Origin of the sequence: Bradyrhizobium sp. CCGUVB1N3 (genome assembly GCF_024199925.1) — a bacterium.
Lineage (GTDB): Bacteria > Pseudomonadota > Alphaproteobacteria > Rhizobiales > Xanthobacteraceae > Bradyrhizobium.
The window spans coordinates 1793306-1809908 of the sequence record NZ_JANADR010000001.1 but is presented as its reverse complement, the minus strand read 5'-3'; the positions used below and the strand labels follow the sequence as shown (position 1 = coordinate 1809908).

Genomic DNA, 16603 nt, shown 5'->3' with positions numbered 1-16603 from the left:
CAGAGAACCCCGGCGGGCAACCGCCGGGGTTTTTCTTGGTCGTCCTTCCTGCTGGCTTTTTTCAGTGATCGATTTCGTAAAGCGCGCCTTGCGCAAAAAGCGAATAACAGCCATGCGATTCATTCGCCCTCATATTTATTTACTTACCTTAGTTACTCAGCTATATTCCGATCCAGCCGAAAGTTAAGCTAACGGCTCCTGGCTTCATGCTAGGCCTCCAGAACCTCCGGCAGTGCCCTGCCGGAGGTTTTTATTTTTGTGGTGGCTGCGAGCGCGGTCAAACGCGCATCAGGCGCGCGCGTGAGTTCGGCCGGTAGGCGAGGCGCGCGTGGCCCGTGCAATAAGACTGGCCGTCGGGCGAGGCGTTGCCGCAGAAACAGAAATCATCCGCGCCCGGTGTCGAGATCGGCCAGCGGCAGCGGTTCTCCGACAATTCGAGCAGCGAGCAGCGGTTGGCCTCGTCGATCGGTGCGTGCGCGAGCGGTGGCTCGTCCTCGCTATGGATCGCGGTGAGCATTTCATATTGCAGCCTGCGGAGGGTCCTCAGGGCCCGCGCGGTGCTCTTGTCAGCGCTCCGCTCCTCCCGCTTCGGACCGCGCGTCAGGTTGAGGCGGCTGAGCTTGCCGATGACGGCGTTGCGGCTGACGCCGATATCGGCAGCGATCTCGCGGCAGGACAGGCCGGCGTGAAAATGGCTTTTCAAAAGTTGGATGCGCTCGTCGGTCCAGGTCGCAGCGGACGTTGGCGAAGTCGGTGAAATAGCAGGCATGTTGTGACGGTCCCAGGTTGCAAATCGACCACGCCGTCCGAAACCGTCCGCTATGCGCTTCCCAAACCTCACGTCCTGCCATTGTCGCGAATCGACAAAAGTCCGTCCTTGATGGCGAGACGGATGCCTTCCTCGATCAAGGTCCGTGCGACGCCGGGAACGCTGGTGCCGTGGGTGCCCTGTCTCACCAGTTTTTCGAGATACGTGATGGTCGAGAGCGCCAAGGTTACGGGAATGCGGTCAGTCTCGGCTTTTTCGGTGGCCATGACGCGAACGCTAGCCTCTTACTCGGGTACAGAAAAGTAACGATTAAGACTCTATTTGGAAACGTGGAGGAGTCAAATCCGGATCAAGCCGGTGTTCTAGCCTATTGGAATCGCTGGAAAAATTCTGCGCGACAGCCCGCGCGCGGCTGTGCCGGGCGGTTGGAGGGCGGGCTGTGGGGAAAGAGAGGCGCTGCGAGCTAGCCGTGCACGAGCGATTTCTCGATCATGCAATGGATGCCTTTTGAGCCGTTGACGGTCTGCGTCACCCGCAGATCCGCAGCCAGGCTGCACAGCGTATAGGCGTCCTCACGCGACAGGTTTCGCTTCTCGCCCAGCAGCGCGATCATGTCGCGCAGCGCGCGCACCACGCATTGGTCGAGGTCCGGGTCCATCGCCATGGTCATGTAGTGCGAGGCGGTCTCGGCGCGGGGGTAGGCGAGCTTCATGTCCTTGCGCAGCGTGAGGCGGAAGCGGCCTTGCAGCGCGGTCTCGATCGCGGTGACGCAGACTTCGCCGTCGCCCTGCACGCCATGGCCGTCGCCACAGGAGAACAGCGCGCCCGGCACGAATACCGGCAAATAGAGCGTGGCGCCCGCACCGAGCTCCTTGTTGTCGAGATTGCCGCCCATCGCGCGCGGGATCAGGGAGGAGATGCGGCCCCAGGCGGGCGGCGGCGCGACGCCCATCACGCCGAAGAACGGTTTGAGCGGCAGGTCGAGGCCCCAGGGCATGCGGCCGACCATCCGCGTCAGATCGAGCGGGATGTTGAGGATACGCGTCTCGTGGAAGTCGTCGGGCAGGGTGCCGGACAGCGGCTTGATCAGATTCCAGCCCCAATCCTGCCTGAGCTGAATGTCGAGGATATGGACCTCGAGCACGTCGCCGGGCTCGGCACCGTTCACTGCGATCGGGCCGGTGAGAATGTGGCCGGGCAGCATGCGCTCGGACTTCGCATGAACCTCGAACAGCTCCGGCGGAATATGAAACTGCTTGCGGTCGGGCAGCACGTCCGGCCCGCCGCTGATGGTGTCGACCGTCACCTCGTCGCCGCTCTCGATGGAGAGGACCGGGTTCAGCTTCGCCTCGAAGAAGCCCCAATGGCAGGTTTCGGGGCTGGACTGCAGGTGGTGATGGGGCATGGGTCTGGTCCGGTCGTTTGCGGCTGTTTTCATCAGGACTTGTCACTGCCGGGCTTGACCCGGCAATCCATCCTCTTTCAAGAAGATTTCTGAAGATGGATCGGCCCGTCAAGGTCCGCGCATCGATAGGCTCGATGATCCCAAAGCGAGGCTCCCCTGTTATTCGTCCTGTCCAAGACGCTCGGCGTCGCGCTATTGCCGATCAATTTCCTGGTCGAGCTCGGCATTCTCGCGCTCGTTCTGATGACGACGCGCTTTGCGCGAGCCGGACGCAGGCTTGCGGTGACCGTGCTGGTTCTCCTCGCGCTCGTGGCGTTCTCGCCGCTCGGCAAGCTCCTGCTCTATCCCCTGGAACAGCGCTTTCCGCAGTGGGATGCCTCGCGCGGCGCGCCCGACGGCATCATCGTGCTCGGCGGCTCCGTCGATACCGACCTGTCGTCGGCGCATCAAACACCGGTCGTCGCCCATGCCGCCGATCGCATGCTGGCGCCGGCCGCGCTCGCACGGCGCTACCCGAATGCGCGGATCGTCTTCACCGGCGGCAATGCCAATCTGATCTCCACCGAGGCCAAGGAGGCCGACTACTCCGCGCCGATCCTGGAAAATCTCGGCATCGCCAGGGAGCGCCTGATCGTGGAGCGCAACTCGCGCAACACCTACGAGAACGCGATGTTCACGAAAGAGCTGGTCGTGCCGAAACCCGGCGAGCGCTGGCTTCTGGTGACCTCGGCGTTCCACATGCCGCGCTCGGTCGGGATCTTCCGCAAGGCCGGTTTTGACGTCGAGGCCTATCCCGTGGATTGGCGAATGGGTGGGCGCGAGGATCTCCTCACCTTCACCAATATGGGCATCGACGGGATCATGCGAACCGACATCGCCGTGCGCGAATGGATCGGGCTTGTCGCCTACCGTCTGATGGGCCGCACCGGCGAGTTGCTTCCGGGGCCAGCCAAGGACTAGAAACGGGGACCACAAAGAGAGGCGGTGTGATCGCCGCCCCCGGAGGACGCCATGCACCAACAGGACGCTGGTAGCTTCGATCTCGCCGGCATCGTAGCCGACCTCAACACGCTGTTGCGGCTGAAGACGACGGTGATCGGCATGAAGCTGTTCGCGCGTGCCGAGGACATGGAGGCGATCCCGAAGATCCGCCGGCCGAACGCGGTTCACACCACTGACCAGATCGTCAGCATGGCCTCGCGCCTCGGCTGGACCGTCGGCATCACCGCCGACGATCTCGTTGGCAGCCAGTGCCGCGCCGTGATCGGCCTTGCGCCGCAGGACGAGAAATGGCTCGCGGGCGAAAACTATGTCGGCGTGTGGCATGGCACGGCCGAGGACGCGCGCAAGCGTCAGGAAGCGCTCGATGTCGTGCCGTTCGGACAATATCAGGCGCTCGCGGTGAGCCCGCTGGCAAGCGGCCGGCTCGATCCTCCGGACATTTGCCTGGTCTACGCGACGCCGGGGCAGATGATCATCCTGATCAACGGGCTGCAATATACCGGCTACAAGAAGTTCGAATGGGGCGTGGTCGGCGAGACCGCCTGCGCGGATTCCTGGGGGCGGGCGCTCAAGACCGGCGAGCCCAGCCTGTCCTTGCCATGCTATGCCGAACGGCGCTATGGCGGCGTGCCGGACGAGGAGATGCTGATGGCGCTGAGCCCAGCGCATCTCGCCAAGGCGATCACGGGCATGAAGGCGCTGGCGAAAAACGGCCTGCGTTATCCGATCCCGCCCTATGGAATTCAAAGCGACGTCCGTGCCGGCATGGGCGTGAGTTACGGAAAGAAGTAAATCGTCATTGCGAGCGAAGCGAAGCAATCCAGGATGCCGACGCGGAAACAGTCTGGATTGCTTCGTCGCTTCGCTCCTCGCAATGACGAAGCAAATTGAGGATGCAACATGAGTTCTTCGTCGAAATTCGACATCGTCGTCTATGGCGCGACCGGTTTCACCGGCCAGCTCGTCGCCGAATATCTGGCCGCGCATTACAAGGACGACAAGGCGCTGAAATGGGCGATGGCTGGCCGCAGCCTCGACAAGCTGAAATCGGTGCGCGATGCGATCGGCGCGTCGGTGGATACGCCGCTGCTTGTGGCGGATGCGTCCGATCCGGCTTCGTTGAAGGCGATGGTCGCGCAGACGAAGTCGGTGATCACGACCGTCGGCCCGTATCAGTTCTACGGTGAAGAGCTGCTAGCCGCTTGCGTGGCAGCGGGCACGGACTATTTCGATCTCTGCGGCGAGCCGGTCTGGATGCGGCAGATGATCGACAAGTATGAGGCGGCGGCCAAGACGAGCGGCGCGCGCATCGTGTTCTCGTGCGGCTATGATTCCGTCCCGTTCGAGCTCGGTACGTTCTTCGTGCAGGAAGAGGCCAAGCGTGTGCTCGGTGCGCCGGCTGCGCGCGTGAAGGGGCGTGTGCGCGACATGCGCGGCACGCTGTCAGGCGGCACCGCGGCGAGTGCGAAGGCGACCTTCGATGCGGTCGCCAAGGACCTCAGCCTTGTCGCCATTCTCAACGATCACTTCGCGCTGACGCCCGGCTTCACCGGGCCGAAGCAGCCGAAGGGAAACAGGGCGGCCTATGAGGAGGACCTGCAATCCTGGGCCGCGCCGTTCATGATGGCGCTGATCAACACGCGCAACGTCCATCGCTCCAACATGCTGATGGGCTTTCCGTACGGGCAGGACTTCGTGTACGACGAGATGGTCCTGACCGGCGCAGGCGAGAAGGGCGAGGCCAATGCGAAGCGTGTGATGGCCGCCAACGCCGAGAAGACCGGCCCCAACGCGCCGAAGCCGGGCGAGGGGCCGTCGAAGGAGGAGCGGGAAAAAGGTCTCTTCAATCTGCTTTATGTTGCGATCGCGCCCGACGGCCGCCAGGTCCGCGCCGGTGTCACTGGCGATCGCGACCCCGGCTATGGTTCGACCTCGAAGATGATCTCCGAATGCGCGATCTGCCTGTTGCGCGACACGCCCGATGTTGCGGGCGGCTTCTGGACCCCGGGCGCAGCGATGCAGCACAAGCTGATCAAGCGGCTCGAGGAGCACGCGGGGCTGACTTTCAGGGTTGAAAGCTAGCCGCAGATTGTAGGGTGGGCAAAGGCGCGAAGCGCCGTGCCCACCATCTCTCCACGATCTCGTACAGAAGTGGTGAGCACGCTTCCGCCTTCGCTCTTCGAGCTACGGCGGACAAGTCGCTTTGCCCATCCTACGGCAGCGTGCGCCTACGCCGCCCGCGCGTCGTAGGCGTACATGAAATCCATCCCCTTTGAGCTCAGCGGTAGCAGCCATTTCAGCATCTGATCGCGGATGAAGGCGCCGGTGGCCGAGAATTCGCGCTTGCTGTTGCCGTTGCGGCGCGCGATCGCGACGATCTTTTCCGCACGGGGGCGGCGCTCGGCCTCGAAGTTCTGGAAGGTGGCGCTGAGCTCCTGGCCCTCCGCCATCAGCCGGCCGAGGCGAAGTGCATCTTCCAGCGCGAGCGAGGCGCCCTGGCCGGCATGCGGGCTCGTCGCATGCGCGGCGTCCCCGATCAGCAGCGAGCGCTTGCGCGACCAGGTCGGCAGGGTTGCGACATCGAGCGTATCGGTGACCACGATGTTCTCCGCCGCCTCGATGATCGCGGGAATCGGATCGTGCCAGCCGCGATGGAAGTCGCGCAGGTGCTGCTTGAGCGTCGCCTGATCCTGTGCGCGGAACATCGCCGCGTCCATGCCGTGCGCGGGCTGCGTGCTCCACCACATCACACCGTCGTCGGGATTGGAGCTGCAAAAGCCGTAGCCGAAGAAGCCGCTCTGGCCGAACGTGGTCTCGACGCGCTGGCCGATCGCGCGGCCGGCAAGCACCTTGCGCGGCACGAAGCCGCCGAAGCCGATCAGGCCGGTGTTGAACGGCTGCGGCCCGTCCGGCACGACCTGCCGGCGTGCCACAGAGTGCACGCCGTCGGCGCCGATGAGGAAGTCGCCTTCCGCGGTGGTGCCATCGGCGAAATAGGCGATGATCGGCTGGTCGCCGCGGTCCTCGATCTTGATCAGGCGCTTTTCGAAATAGAGCGAGACGCAGGAGCACCAGGCCTTGTCGATCAGGATCTCGTTCAGCGTGGCGCGGCAGATATTCACCGCCGGCTGGCCGAAGCGCCGCTCCATGTCGCGGTTGATCGAACCGAGCTTCTGGCCGCCTTGCGAATAGAAGTCGAAGGAGTCGGCGATCGAGCCGTAGCTGATCACCTCGCGCGCGAGCCCGATCTCGTCCATCACCTGCATGCCGTTCGGCGCGAGCTGCAAGCCGCCGCCGATTCCCTTGGAGTAGGGCCAGGCCTCGAAGATCTGCGCCTCGATGCCGGCGCGGCGAAGCAGGATTCCGGCGACGGGCCCGGCGATACCGGCGCCGATGATGAGGGCCTTGCGGGGACGTGACGACATGGCTTGCTCCTGGGACTGCTGCGGTGCTAGTAGAAATCACGGCTGCTAATTATCTTAGTAGCTAAGATATATATTCGCTAAGATATGAGGCCGGCCTTGTCAAGGGGAAAAGCGCGCGCAGGCTTGGTGCAGGAGCTCGAGGAGGCGATGCGCCGCTCCTCGGCGCAGGGTGTGCTGTACGGCCAGGCCGTTGCGAATGTTGCCGGAATTTCCGGCTCCGACCTCGAATGCATGGACTTTCTGCAGCTCGAAGGACGCGCGACCGCGGGACGGCTCGCCGAGGTCACGGGGCTGACGACGGGGGCCATCACCGGCGTCGTCGACCGGCTTGAGAAGGCGGGCTATGTGCGCCGCGAGCGGGACGAGGACGACCGTCGCAAGGTGTTCATCACCATCGTGCCGGAGGCCACCGCCGAGATCGGCAAGCTCTACGTGCCGATGCAGCAGGCGATGCACAAGGTCTGGAGCCGCTATTCCGACGAGGAGCTGAAGCTGTTGCTGCGTTTCGCGACCGATGCCTACAAGGGCGTGCTCGAGGCGACGGAAGCGCTGAACGGCGTGCTCGACACGCCGCCGGAAAAGCGCGCCAATCTCAAGACGCCGAAGTCGCCTCGCTGACCGGAGCCGCCTTATAGGCCTGCGCAGCCGCGATCATGCCCCACATGGCGCCCAGCATCATCCAGAAATGCCGCCAGTGGTCGGTGTCGATGATGAAACTTTCGCCGACGGTGCCGACGAAGGCGGAGAAGATCGCAAGATAGGCGCGCTGCCAGGGCACGCGAACGAAGACGTGGCGAAAGCCCGTGATCACGGTGGTGAAGACGAGCGCGGGATAGCAGATGCCGGAGAGCCAGCCGCCGGACATGAATGCGTTGAGATAGGAGTTGTGGGTATCTTCCGGGAAGTAGCGGTGGAATTGCAGGGGCCCGATGCCGAACGGCAGGTCGAGCGCCATCTCCGCGCCGAGGATGTGGCGGCCGAAGCGGCCGAAGCGGCCTTCGTCGTAGCTCTGGTCGAAGCTCGCGCGCTGCTTGAACATCTCGGCGATGGAGTCGAATGAGAGCAGGATCGCGATCAGCGCCAGCCCCAGCACGGCCGCGACCAGCGCCATGATGATGATGCGCGAGCGCTGCGCATTGCTCGGGCTGGTCAGTACCATCAGCGCCAGCATGAAGCCGGAGGTCAGGATCAGGCCGCCCCAGGCGGCGCGCGAGAAGGCGAGCAGGATCGCGAGCGCCATGATGGCAAAGGCGATCGCATTGCGGAACGCCTTGGCCAGCTTGTCCGAGACCACGCTTTGCAGCGAGAACAGCGCCGGCAGGATCAGGAACGCGCCGAGCACGTTCGGGTCCTTGAACGTGCCGCGCGCGCGCTCGTAGAGCGTCAGGAGGTCGTGGCCGCCGGGAACGAGATTGAAGTAGCCGGCAATCGCCGAGGTCGAGGCGACCATCGCGCCGACCACGAGGCCGCGGCGCAGCATGTCGAGCCGCGCTGCCGTATCCTCCGATGTGACCATGGCGAAGAACACCACCGTTACCGCCATGTACCAGGAGGTCGCGATCCAGCTTGCGACCTCGGACTGGCCAAGCAGCGGAATCGCGCTGACGGTATAGCCGACATTGAGCAGGATCAGCAGCAGCACGAGCGGCATGAACACGAGGCGGAGCCGCAGGCCGGTGGCGAAGAAGGCGACGCTCGCAAGCAGCGTCACGATCTCGTAGGGGCTGGGCTCGATGAAGACCACCGCACCGGAGGCGCCGACCAGCCACACCATCGCGCGCTGCAAGGCCAGCACGCCGGGCGCAGCCGGTGCGGCTACGTTCATTCCCCCGGCTGTCGCCGCATACGCCATCACACGCTCACACGCTTACGCAACTGGTACACATTTCGCAGTCATGCCCCGCGAAGGCGGGGCATCCAGTACTCCGCGCCGTCAGTGGTGACGTCCGCTGCCGGTGATTACTGGATCGCCCGGTTAAGCCGGGCGATGACAGCTTGGTTTGGGCAATCCAACCTCAATACGCGTTCTCGTTCTTGGTCAGCAGCGAGATCGGCGTCTTCAGGAGGATGTAGAGGTCGAACAGCACCGACCAGTTCTCGATGTAGTAGAGGTCGAACTCGACGCGCTTCTGGATCTTCTCTTCGTTGTCGATTTCGCCGCGCCAGCCGTTGATCTGGGCCCAGCCGGTGATGCCCGGCTTGACGCGGTGGCGCGCGAAATAGCCGTCGACGGCCTCGTCGAACAGCCGGCTCTGGAGCTTGCCCTGGACGGCGTGCGGGCGCGGGCCGACGAGGGAGAGATTGCCGGAGAAGAGCACGTTGAAGAGCTGCGGCAGCTCGTCGAGGCTGGTCTTGCGGATGAAGCGGCCGACGCGGGTGACGCGCGGATCGTTCTTGGTGACGACCTTCGAGGCTGTCGGGTCAGCCTGATGGTGATACATCGAGCGGAATTTGTAGACGTCGATGCGCTCGTTGTTGAAGCCGAAGCGTTTTTGCCGGAACAACACGGGGCCGGGGCTGTCGAGCTTCACCGCCAGCGCCATCAGCGCCATCACGGGAAGTGCCGCGAGCAGCGCGAGGCCGCCGACGATGCGGTCGAACAGCCATTTCATCACCAGGTCCCAGTCGGTGATCGGCGCCTCGAACACGTCGAGGGTGGGCACCTCGCCGAGATAGGAATAGGAGCGGGGACGGAAACGCAGCTTGTTGGTGTGCGCGGAAAGGCGGATGTCGACCGGCAGCACCCAGAGCTTCTTCAGCATTTCGAGGATGCGCGTCTCGGCCGAGATCGGCAGAGCGAACAGCACGAGATCGACGCGGGTGCGGCGGGCGAACTCGACGATGTCGTCGACCTTGCCGAGCTTCGGCGCGCCGGCGCAGGTGTCGAGCGCGCGGCTGTCGTTCCGATCGTCGAACACGCCGAGCACGTGGATGTCGGAATCCTCCTGCGCCTTCAGCGCCTCGACCAGCTCCTCGCCGTTGCGGTCCGAGCCGACGATGATGGTGCGGCGGTCGAGCCGGCCCTCGCGCGCCCAGGTGCGCACCAGCGTTCGCAGCGCCAGGCGCTCGGCGACGAGCGCGGCAAGACCGAGGAAGAAGAAGGCCGCGAGCCACAGCCGCGAGACTTCGCTGCCGAGCCTTGCGAAGAAGGAAATACCGATGAACAGCAGGAACACGAACGACCAGGACGAGATCATCCGCGTCATCTGGCGGAGCTGACCGCGGAAGAGCTGCACCTGATACATGTCGGCGGCCTGGAAGCAGATGACGGCTGCGGCCGCGACGGCGCAGATCGCGGCGAGATATTCCCAGCGGACGCCGGTCTGCGGCGCGACGTAACCGAAATAGAGCGCCGTGCCGACGAGGCTGAGCAGAACGAAATCGGCGACGCGCGCGAAGCCGGTGATCACGATCGGCGAATAGGCGCGGGCGACCTTCTGGTTGACGACAGCAAGTGCTGCCGGCGAAAGCCGGCGACGGCGTTCGACAAAGGGCTTGTCAACGGGGGTGGCCGCGGCACTGGTCGCGGCGTCGAGCATCGAGCGTGCGTTGAGCGGTTCCACGGTCGTCCACGTCCATTCCTGAAACCCGACGGACGCGCATATTGGCGCGCGTAGCGCGGGAGTCCCCCTCGCTCCCGCTTATCGGACAAATCGGAAGAAATTCTAAAGCCGCTTTAAGGATGGTTAACGATTGGCAAACGCGTCGCTGTAGCCGGCCAGCACGCCGTCCACCATCGCCCGTTGGGAGAAGTGCGCCGCGATCCGCTCTCGCAAGCGCGCCGCGCGTTGGGCGGTCGCCTGTGGATCGTCCAGCGCAGCGCCAATCGCCTCCGCCATGGCCTCGGCATTGCTCGGGGCGAAGAGGGCGGAACTCTCGGCGCCGAAGATCTCGGGGATGCCGCCGACCTTCGCGGCGATCATGGGGATGCCGGCCGCACCGGCCTCGATCACGACATAGGGCATGGAATCGCCGCGCGAGGGAACGACCAGCAGCCGCCCCTTGGAGAAGCCGTATCGCGCCTTGACGTGGCCGATGAAGCGGATCGAACCAGCGAGGCCAAGCTTCTCGACCTGCGCCTTCAGCGCCGCCATTTCCTCGCCGTCGCCGCCGAGCGTCAGCGTGACGTTGCGGCCCTGGGCGTGCAGGCGCGCCACCGCGTCGACGAGGAGGTCGGCGCCCTTGATGTGCCGGAACTCGCCGACATAGGCGAGGTCGGTCGCATCGTCGGCGGTGACGACGGGCTCGAATTCCTCCGGCGTCACGCCGTTGAAGACGCAGCGCACCACGCCCTTGGGCGTGCCGACGATGCGCTGATAGGTGTCGCGGGCAAAGGCGCTTTCGAACAGGAACAGGTCGGTGCTGTTCGTCAGCGTCCGTTCCAGTCGCGCGTAAAACTCGCCCTTGAAGGTGTGCAGGGGATAGTGCAGCGAGCCGCCATGCGGGGTGTAGATGCGGATGGTGTCACTCGAGCGCCGCTTGAGCCGCACGAAGGCGCCGGCCTTGGCGCCGTGGCCGTGCATGACATGCGGATTGAGCTTCCCGATCAGGCGCCTCATGCGCAGCCACACGAGAAAGTCGTCGGGCGATGGTTCGCGGCGGATTGCCAGCCGGTGGACGCCGAGCTTCAGGCGCGGCGCGATCTCGGCCAGAGCGTTCTCTGCGCGCTCGCCGCCGGTCAGATTGTCGGCGAGAATCCCGACATGATGTCCACGATCGACCTGGCCGTTGGCGAGGTCGAGGATGTGGCGGAAGATGCCGCCGACCGGGGCACGCACGGCGTGCACGATGCGAAGCGGCTGGTCGACGGAGGGGGGCATGATCTGAACCGGCGCTCGCAGGCGATGACGGAGCAATCCACTGAATTATCGATCCCGATTAAGGGGTCTCATGGTTAACAAATGGTGTTGGTGCGCGATCGCGCGGTCGGGCCATGCACGCGTGCGGCGCGATTAACCCAGCGGCAACCTTAATGGAGTGTAATCGCCTCCGTTGAGGTGGGTAGTGGCGTTGCCCTGCGGGAGTGTGCGATGCGTTTAGCGTTCTGGCGAGCCGGCAAGTACAAGGCCGTGATCGAGCGGGCCTTGCACAAGCCTGAGCCGAAGCCTGCTGCCGCTGTCGCGCGCCAGGCGCAAGCCGAATCCGGCGACATCGATCTGCATGCGCTCGGCGCTGCCCTCAAGCGCAGGCGCCGTTTCATCATGGTGCCGACGGTGCTGGCGCTGGTGCTCGCGCTCGCCGGCGTCAATCTGGTGACGCCGCGCTACAAGTCGGAAGCCCGCATTTTGATCGACGGCCGCGAGAACGTGTTCCTGCGTCCGACCAGCGACCGCAGCACCGAGGAGCGGCAGGCGCTCGATGCCGAGGCCGTCACCAGCCAGGTGCAGCTCGTGCTGTCGCGCGATCTGGCGCGCGAGATCATCAAGAAGAACAAGCTCGCGGAGCTGCCCGAATTCGACCCGGTTCTGCGCGGCATCTCGCCGCTGAAATCGCTGGCCGCGCTGTTCGGGATCGGCCGCGATCCGTTCTCGATGACGCCGGAAGAGCGGGTGCTGGATGCCTATTACGACCGTCTGACCGCCTATGCGGTCGACAAGTCGCGCGTGATCGTCGTTGAATTCCAGTCGGGCGATCCGGAGCTCGCCGCGCGCGTCGCCAATTCGATCGCCGACGGCTATCTGGTGCTGCAACAGAGCGCGCGCCAGGAGCAGGCCAAGTCGGCCAGCGCGTGGCTGTCCGGCGAGATCGAGAACCTGCGCAAGAAGGTCTCGGAAGCCGAGGCCAAGGCCGAGGATTTTCGCTCCAAATCGTCGCTGTTCATCGGCACCAACAACACCACGCTGTCGAATCAGCAGATGGGTGAGATCAACACCCAGCTCAACAATGCGCGCGCGATGAAGGCCGATGCCGAAGCCAGGGCGCGGCTGATCCGCGAGATGCTCCAGAGCGGCAAGCCGATCGAAGCATCGGAGGTGCTGAATTCCGAGCTGATGCGCCGGCTGTCCGAGCAGCGGGTGACGCTGCGGGCGCAGCTCGCCGAGCAGTCCTCGACGCTGCTCGGCAACCATCCGCGCATCAAGGAATTGAAGGCGCAGATCGGGGACCTCGACACGCAGATCCGTGACGAGGCGGGCAAGATCTCGCGCTCGCTGGAGAATGACGCGCGGATCGCCGGCAGCCGCGTCGACAGCCTCACCGCCAGCCTCGAGCAGCTCAAGAAGCAGGCGACCTCGACCAACGGCCAGGACGTCCAGCTTCGGGCGCTGGAGCGCGAGGCCAAGGCGCAGCGCGACCTGCTCGAGACCTATCTCGCCAAATATCGCGAGGCCAATACCCGCGAGACCATCGACACCGCGCCGACCGAAGGGCGCATCATCTCGCGCGCCATCGTCTCGAACACGATCGCCTATCCGAAAAAGCTGCCGATCGTGCTCATCGCCACGCTGGCGACGCTGCTGCTCAGCACGGGGGTCGTCGTCACCGGCGAACTCCTGCGCATGACCGCGCCGCGGGCAATCGCCGCATTCACGCCGACCTCCGCCGCCTCGCGCGTTGCTGCCCGCAGTGAGCCAGCCGTCGAGCCCGAGCCCGTGGTGAGCGAGCCGGCGCCGCTCCAGCCGGAGATGGCTTCCGACGCTGATATCACCGAGTTCGCCGAGATCGAACAGCTTGCCGACAGCCTGCGCCGCGCCGGCACCGCCGCGCGCAAGGTGACGGTGCTCGGCACCGCGGCGGGCGAGGGCATCACGTTGACTGCGTTGACGCTAGCGCGCCTTCTGGCGCGCGAGGCGCGCGTCGTGGTCGTCGATCTCGCGGCATCCTCGCCGACGATTCCGGCCATCTCGGCCGATCCGGCTGCACCGGGCCTTGCCGAGTTGATGCAGGGCGAGGCTTCGTTTGCGCAGATCATCACCAAGGACAAGCTCTCGCGCCTGCAGCTGGTCGCGGCAGGTCGCCCCGGCTTCGACCGCAGCCTGCTGCAATCGCCGCGCGTGACGCTGGCGATCGACGCCTTGCTCCGCGTCTACGACCACGTGCTGCTCGACGCAGGCAGCGCGTCCGACTTGCCCGCCGAACTGTTGACGACGAACGCCCGCGCCGTCGTGGTGCCGGACGCCGGCATGCCAGCTGACGCCCGCACTGCGATGTGCGAGCAGCTCAAGGCGGTCGGATTCAACGAAGTGACGATGCTGCAGAAGCCGGTTCAGCCGTCGGATGCCGTGGAAGCGCCCCGCGTGGTGGCGGCTTAGGCGGGGCGACGCTGTTCGGCGCTACGCTTACCCGAACGCCCGGCGTAGTTTTCGCGCGAGGTCGAAAAGTACCTGGTTCTGCTTCACGAGGCGCTTGCCGTGGCTGAGCGATGACATCGCCATCGCCGCGAGCTTGCCGCGCGAGGTCAGCGGGACAAAGCTGTCAAAGACCTCTTCGTCGCTCTTGCAGAACAGGCGCTTGTAGTCGTCCGAGCCGATGCCGAGATCGAGGGCGTCGTAGCCTGCTTCCGCATAGCGGTCGATGATGTTGCGCATCAGGATCAGGCCGGGGCTGTAGCGCGCGTGCTCCGTCATCGTGTAGGTGTTGAACATCATCGAGAAGCGGCGGTCGTCGGCGACGCCGGCGTAGATCGCGATCACCTCCTCGTCGCATTCCAGCGCATGGATGTCGATGACGCGGCCGTCGCCGCGCGGCGTGAGGCAGGCCGAGCGGACGAACGCCTCGACGCCGGGCTCGGCGAACACGTTCGGCAGCTTCTGCTCCGCCATCCGCACCGGCTTGACGCGGAAGAACCAGTCGAGCAGGCGCGTGATGTCGTCATCGGTAGTGGCGAGGTGATAGCGGTAGCCGGCGAGCGCCTGAAGCTTCTTTTCCTTGCTCTTCAGGCGACGGCGGAACGAATTGCTGATGCGCGACGCCGGCGGTCCGCCCGGCGGCATCGCGAGCAGCGGGCAGCCGTTGATGGAATTCTGGCGCGGCAGAAGCGCGAACGGGTTTTGCTGGTCGCGCCAGCGCATCGGCTGCTGCGGTAGCGCAAGCACGTCAATGCCGCCGCGTGCGCGCAAGGCCGCGAGCAGCGCGTCGAGATCGGTGGCGGTGGCGTGGCCGGCGAAATCGGCGTCCCACAAGCCCATGTTGAATGTCGTATGCTTGCCGCCCATGAAGCAGGCGACGGTGACGCCGTGGTTTTGCCGTGTGCACAGCGGCAGCACGACGAGCGGCCGACGCTCGGCATCGCGGGCAATGACGATGAACGGCGTCGCGCCTTCGTTCTCGCCGACGAGACGTTGCCAGGGAGCGAGCAGGTCGAAACGCTGATAGGGAGTGGCGAGGTGGCCGGTCTTCTCCAGCGCGCGCCAGTCCGGTTCGGCCGTAGCCAGATCGCCGACGATGTCGACCTCAGCGATGCGGCTCGCTTTCGACCGCGCTGGCGCTTCTGCCGTCCGGCTTTGCATCGCCGCAGCCATGGTCATTCGCGAAACCTGTCGAGAAAACGGAAAACAAGCGTAGTTCGGCCTGTGGCCGACCTTTGCAAAGAAGTGTCAACAAAGAGTAAGGACAATGGAAAGGGGAACCGGCCGCTCGCCGGCTCGCAAAAGGTGGATCTTGGCTTCCGACGACCGATGGATGGAACGGCTGCGGCTGGAACTGGCCTGGTTCACCGGCCAGCACCGGCTGCGCGAACGGAGGGCAGGCGGCGCCGGTGCGATCCTGCGCTTTCAGCGCGTCAGGCCGCGCGGGCGCGTGCCGTTCCAGCCGCTGCTTGCGGGCGAGATCACGCCAAAATTCCTCGACCGCATGCTTCGCGCCCTGAAGCGGTGGAAGTTCGACATCGTCGGCATGGATGAGGTCTGCCGGCGTGCGGTGACGCTGCCCGCGCAGCGGCGCTTCGTGGCGCTGACCTTCGATGGTGCGTACAAGGATCTCGTCACATTCGCCTATCCGGTGCTGTCGCGCCATGGCGTACCCTTCACGGTCTACGTGCCGACCGCCTTTCCCGACGGCGTCGGCGACGCCTGGTGGCTCGCACTCGAGCAGGTGATCGCGAGCGAGAGCCGCATCAGCCTGATGATGGGCGAGAAGGAGCAGCGCTTCGTCGTCACCGAGCGCGCGGAGAAGCAGGCGCTGTTCACGCTGCTCGAAGACTGGCTCAGAACCTTGCCGCCGGCGGAGCTGTCGGCTGCGATCAACGATCTCTGCAAGCGCTATCGCGTCGATCTCGCCGCCGTCTCGCGCGAGGCGTCGATGGATTGGTCGGATCTTTCGAAACTTGCGGCCGACCCGCTGGTGACGATCGGCAGCGCGACGGTGAATCATGCCGCGCTCGCCACCATGAAGGATACGGCCGCGGCGCGCGAGATGGCGATGGGCAAGGCTGTGGCGGAGTCCGCGTTCCACCGCGAGATCGGACACTTTGCCTATCCGTTCGGCGATCGCATCTCGTTCCGGCGCAGCCACGTGGTGATGGCGGAGGAGGCGGGCTTTGCCAGCGCGGTGTCGACGATTCCGGGAATCGTGGACGTCGAGGGGCGGACCAATCTGCGCGCGTTGCCACGGATTTCCTGGGATGGCCGCCGCCGCTCGCTGCGGATGCTGCGCGTGCTCGTCTCGGGCGCGACGTTTCCGCCAGTGAAGCCGACGGGCAGCGCGGTGAGTTGAGTTAAGACACCCGAGTTTGCTGCCGACAAACGCGCAAGCGCGTTTGCGTAGGTCAGGCCGGGTCGGGCCGCTGCATCCAGCTCACGACCGGCATTGCCGGCAGCACCCAGCCCATGCCGACCACGACGTAATAGATCGCCTGGCGCCAGCCGGATTCCGCGATCCACGGCAGCTGCGCCAGGACCATGCCGAGCAGCGCCCACGTCGCCGCCAGCACCAGGAGCGCGATGGTACCGAGGAACTTGCGGGTACGGATCTTCATGGGCGGGAGCTTGCGGCTTTTCGCGTAACTTGCGCTGCGGGAGCGGGGGACTATAAGGGGCGCGCAGCCTGGTTCAAGCATTGGTTTTC

15 protein-coding genes are annotated in these 16603 nt (G+C 65.1%); 6 read left to right on the top strand and 9 right to left on the bottom strand.

Going from position 1 to position 16603, the window contains the following annotated elements:
* Positions 1 to 277: 277 nt before the first annotated feature.
* The 3 genes from NLM33_RS08525 to NLM33_RS08515 form a co-directional block, all read right to left on the bottom strand.
* Positions 278 to 769 (bottom strand): GcrA family cell cycle regulator, encoded by a 492-nt coding sequence (locus NLM33_RS08525; RefSeq protein ID WP_254095640.1) that lies wholly within the window; start codon positions 767 to 769, stop codon positions 278 to 280.
* A gap of 68 nt (positions 770 to 837) precedes the next feature.
* Entirely contained in the window at positions 838 to 1035 is a 198-nt protein-coding gene (locus NLM33_RS08520; RefSeq protein WP_007603456.1) for a hypothetical protein, read from the bottom strand.
* Positions 1036 to 1232: 197 nt separating this feature from the next.
* Positions 1233 to 2174 (bottom strand): acetamidase/formamidase family protein, encoded by a 942-nt coding sequence (locus tag NLM33_RS08515; RefSeq protein ID WP_254095639.1) that lies wholly within the window; start codon positions 2172 to 2174, stop codon positions 1233 to 1235.
* A 156-nt stretch (positions 2175 to 2330) separates the two neighbouring features.
* Between NLM33_RS08515 and NLM33_RS08510 the strand changes: the two genes are divergently transcribed.
* The 3 genes from NLM33_RS08510 (at position 2331) to NLM33_RS08500 (ending at position 5258) form a co-directional block, all read left to right on the top strand.
* The gene (locus NLM33_RS08510; protein ID WP_254105690.1) at positions 2331 to 3134 is read left to right on the top strand and encodes a YdcF family protein; all 804 of its coding nucleotides are present in this window, start codon (positions 2331 to 2333) and stop codon (positions 3132 to 3134) included.
* A gap of 51 nt (positions 3135 to 3185) precedes the next feature.
* Positions 3186 to 3968: a DUF169 domain-containing protein gene (locus NLM33_RS08505; RefSeq protein WP_254095638.1), complete on the top strand. Its 783-nt coding sequence runs from the start codon at positions 3186 to 3188 to the stop codon at positions 3966 to 3968.
* A 108-nt stretch (positions 3969 to 4076) separates the two neighbouring features.
* On the top strand, positions 4077 to 5258 hold the full coding sequence (locus tag NLM33_RS08500; protein ID WP_254095637.1) for a trans-acting enoyl reductase family protein: 1182 nt from the start codon (positions 4077 to 4079) through the stop codon (positions 5256 to 5258).
* Positions 5259 to 5404: 146 nt separating this feature from the next.
* On the opposite strand, the gene NLM33_RS08495 is transcribed toward NLM33_RS08500, so the two are convergent.
* A complete protein-coding gene (locus NLM33_RS08495; RefSeq protein WP_254095636.1) occupies positions 5405 to 6601 on the bottom strand; it encodes an FAD-dependent monooxygenase in 1197 nt (398 codons plus the stop codon).
* 147 nt (positions 6602 to 6748) lie between these two features.
* Here NLM33_RS08495 and NLM33_RS08490 point away from each other — a divergent pair, with 147 nt between their 5' ends.
* Positions 6749 to 7219 (top strand): MarR family winged helix-turn-helix transcriptional regulator, encoded by a 471-nt coding sequence (locus NLM33_RS08490; protein WP_254105689.1) that lies wholly within the window; start codon positions 6749 to 6751, stop codon positions 7217 to 7219.
* On the opposite strand, the gene NLM33_RS08485 is transcribed toward NLM33_RS08490, so the two are convergent.
* The 3 genes from NLM33_RS08485 to NLM33_RS08475 form a co-directional block, all read right to left on the bottom strand.
* Positions 7194 to 8453 (bottom strand): O-antigen ligase, encoded by a 1260-nt coding sequence (locus NLM33_RS08485; protein ID WP_254095635.1) that lies wholly within the window; start codon positions 8451 to 8453, stop codon positions 7194 to 7196. The two genes, NLM33_RS08490 and NLM33_RS08485, sit on opposite strands and share 26 nt — an antisense overlap.
* Positions 8454 to 8616: 163 nt before the next feature.
* Positions 8617 to 10164, bottom strand: a complete 1548-nt coding sequence (locus NLM33_RS08480; protein WP_254095634.1) for an undecaprenyl-phosphate glucose phosphotransferase — start codon at positions 10162 to 10164, stop codon at positions 8617 to 8619.
* Between the two features lie 123 nt (positions 10165 to 10287).
* Positions 10288 to 11421: a glycosyltransferase family 4 protein gene (locus NLM33_RS08475; protein WP_254095633.1), complete on the bottom strand. Its 1134-nt coding sequence runs from the start codon at positions 11419 to 11421 to the stop codon at positions 10288 to 10290.
* 210 nt (positions 11422 to 11631) lie between these two features.
* Between NLM33_RS08475 and NLM33_RS08470 the strand changes: the two genes are divergently transcribed.
* On the top strand, positions 11632 to 13851 hold the full coding sequence (locus NLM33_RS08470) for an exopolysaccharide transport family protein (RefSeq protein WP_254095632.1): 2220 nt from the start codon (positions 11632 to 11634) through the stop codon (positions 13849 to 13851).
* 27 nt (positions 13852 to 13878) lie between these two features.
* Here NLM33_RS08470 and NLM33_RS08465 read toward each other — a convergent pair whose 3' ends face one another.
* Complete coding sequence (locus NLM33_RS08465) at positions 13879 to 15066, bottom strand: GNAT family N-acetyltransferase (RefSeq protein ID WP_254095631.1); 1188 nt, start codon at positions 15064 to 15066, stop codon at positions 13879 to 13881.
* Positions 15067 to 15199: 133 nt separating this feature from the next.
* Between NLM33_RS08465 and NLM33_RS08460 the strand changes: the two genes are divergently transcribed.
* Positions 15200 to 16252: a polysaccharide deacetylase family protein gene (locus tag NLM33_RS08460; RefSeq protein WP_254095630.1), complete on the top strand. Its 1053-nt coding sequence runs from the start codon at positions 15200 to 15202 to the stop codon at positions 16250 to 16252.
* A 52-nt stretch (positions 16253 to 16304) separates the two neighbouring features.
* Here NLM33_RS08460 and NLM33_RS08455 read toward each other — a convergent pair whose 3' ends face one another.
* Complete coding sequence (locus tag NLM33_RS08455; RefSeq protein ID WP_027522860.1) at positions 16305 to 16514, bottom strand: DUF2842 domain-containing protein; 210 nt, start codon at positions 16512 to 16514, stop codon at positions 16305 to 16307.
* Between the last annotated feature and the right edge of the window lie 89 nt (positions 16515 to 16603).

Coding starts and splice junctions, on each gene's coding strand:
- NLM33_RS08525 (WP_254095640.1), bottom strand. CDS start 769: ATGCCTGCTATTTCACCGACTTCGCCAACGTCCGCTGCGACCTGGACC.
- NLM33_RS08520 (WP_007603456.1), bottom strand. CDS start 1,035: ATGGCCACCGAAAAAGCCGAGACTGACCGCATTCCCGTAACCTTGGCG.
- NLM33_RS08515 (WP_254095639.1), bottom strand. CDS start 2,174: ATGCCCCATCACCACCTGCAGTCCAGCCCCGAAACCTGCCATTGGGGC.
- NLM33_RS08505 (WP_254095638.1), top strand. CDS start 3,186: ATGCACCAACAGGACGCTGGTAGCTTCGATCTCGCCGGCATCGTAGCC.
- NLM33_RS08500 (WP_254095637.1), top strand. CDS start 4,077: ATGAGTTCTTCGTCGAAATTCGACATCGTCGTCTATGGCGCGACCGGT.
- NLM33_RS08495 (WP_254095636.1), bottom strand. CDS start 6,601: ATGTCGTCACGTCCCCGCAAGGCCCTCATCATCGGCGCCGGTATCGCC.
- NLM33_RS08490 (WP_254105689.1), top strand. CDS start 6,749: ATGCGCCGCTCCTCGGCGCAGGGTGTGCTGTACGGCCAGGCCGTTGCG.
- NLM33_RS08485 (WP_254095635.1), bottom strand. CDS start 8,453: ATGGCGTATGCGGCGACAGCCGGGGGAATGAACGTAGCCGCACCGGCT.
- NLM33_RS08475 (WP_254095633.1), bottom strand. CDS start 11,421: ATGCCCCCCTCCGTCGACCAGCCGCTTCGCATCGTGCACGCCGTGCGT.
- NLM33_RS08470 (WP_254095632.1), top strand. CDS start 11,632: ATGCGTTTAGCGTTCTGGCGAGCCGGCAAGTACAAGGCCGTGATCGAG.
- NLM33_RS08465 (WP_254095631.1), bottom strand. CDS start 15,066: ATGACCATGGCTGCGGCGATGCAAAGCCGGACGGCAGAAGCGCCAGCG.
- NLM33_RS08455 (WP_027522860.1), bottom strand. CDS start 16,514: ATGAAGATCCGTACCCGCAAGTTCCTCGGTACCATCGCGCTCCTGGTG.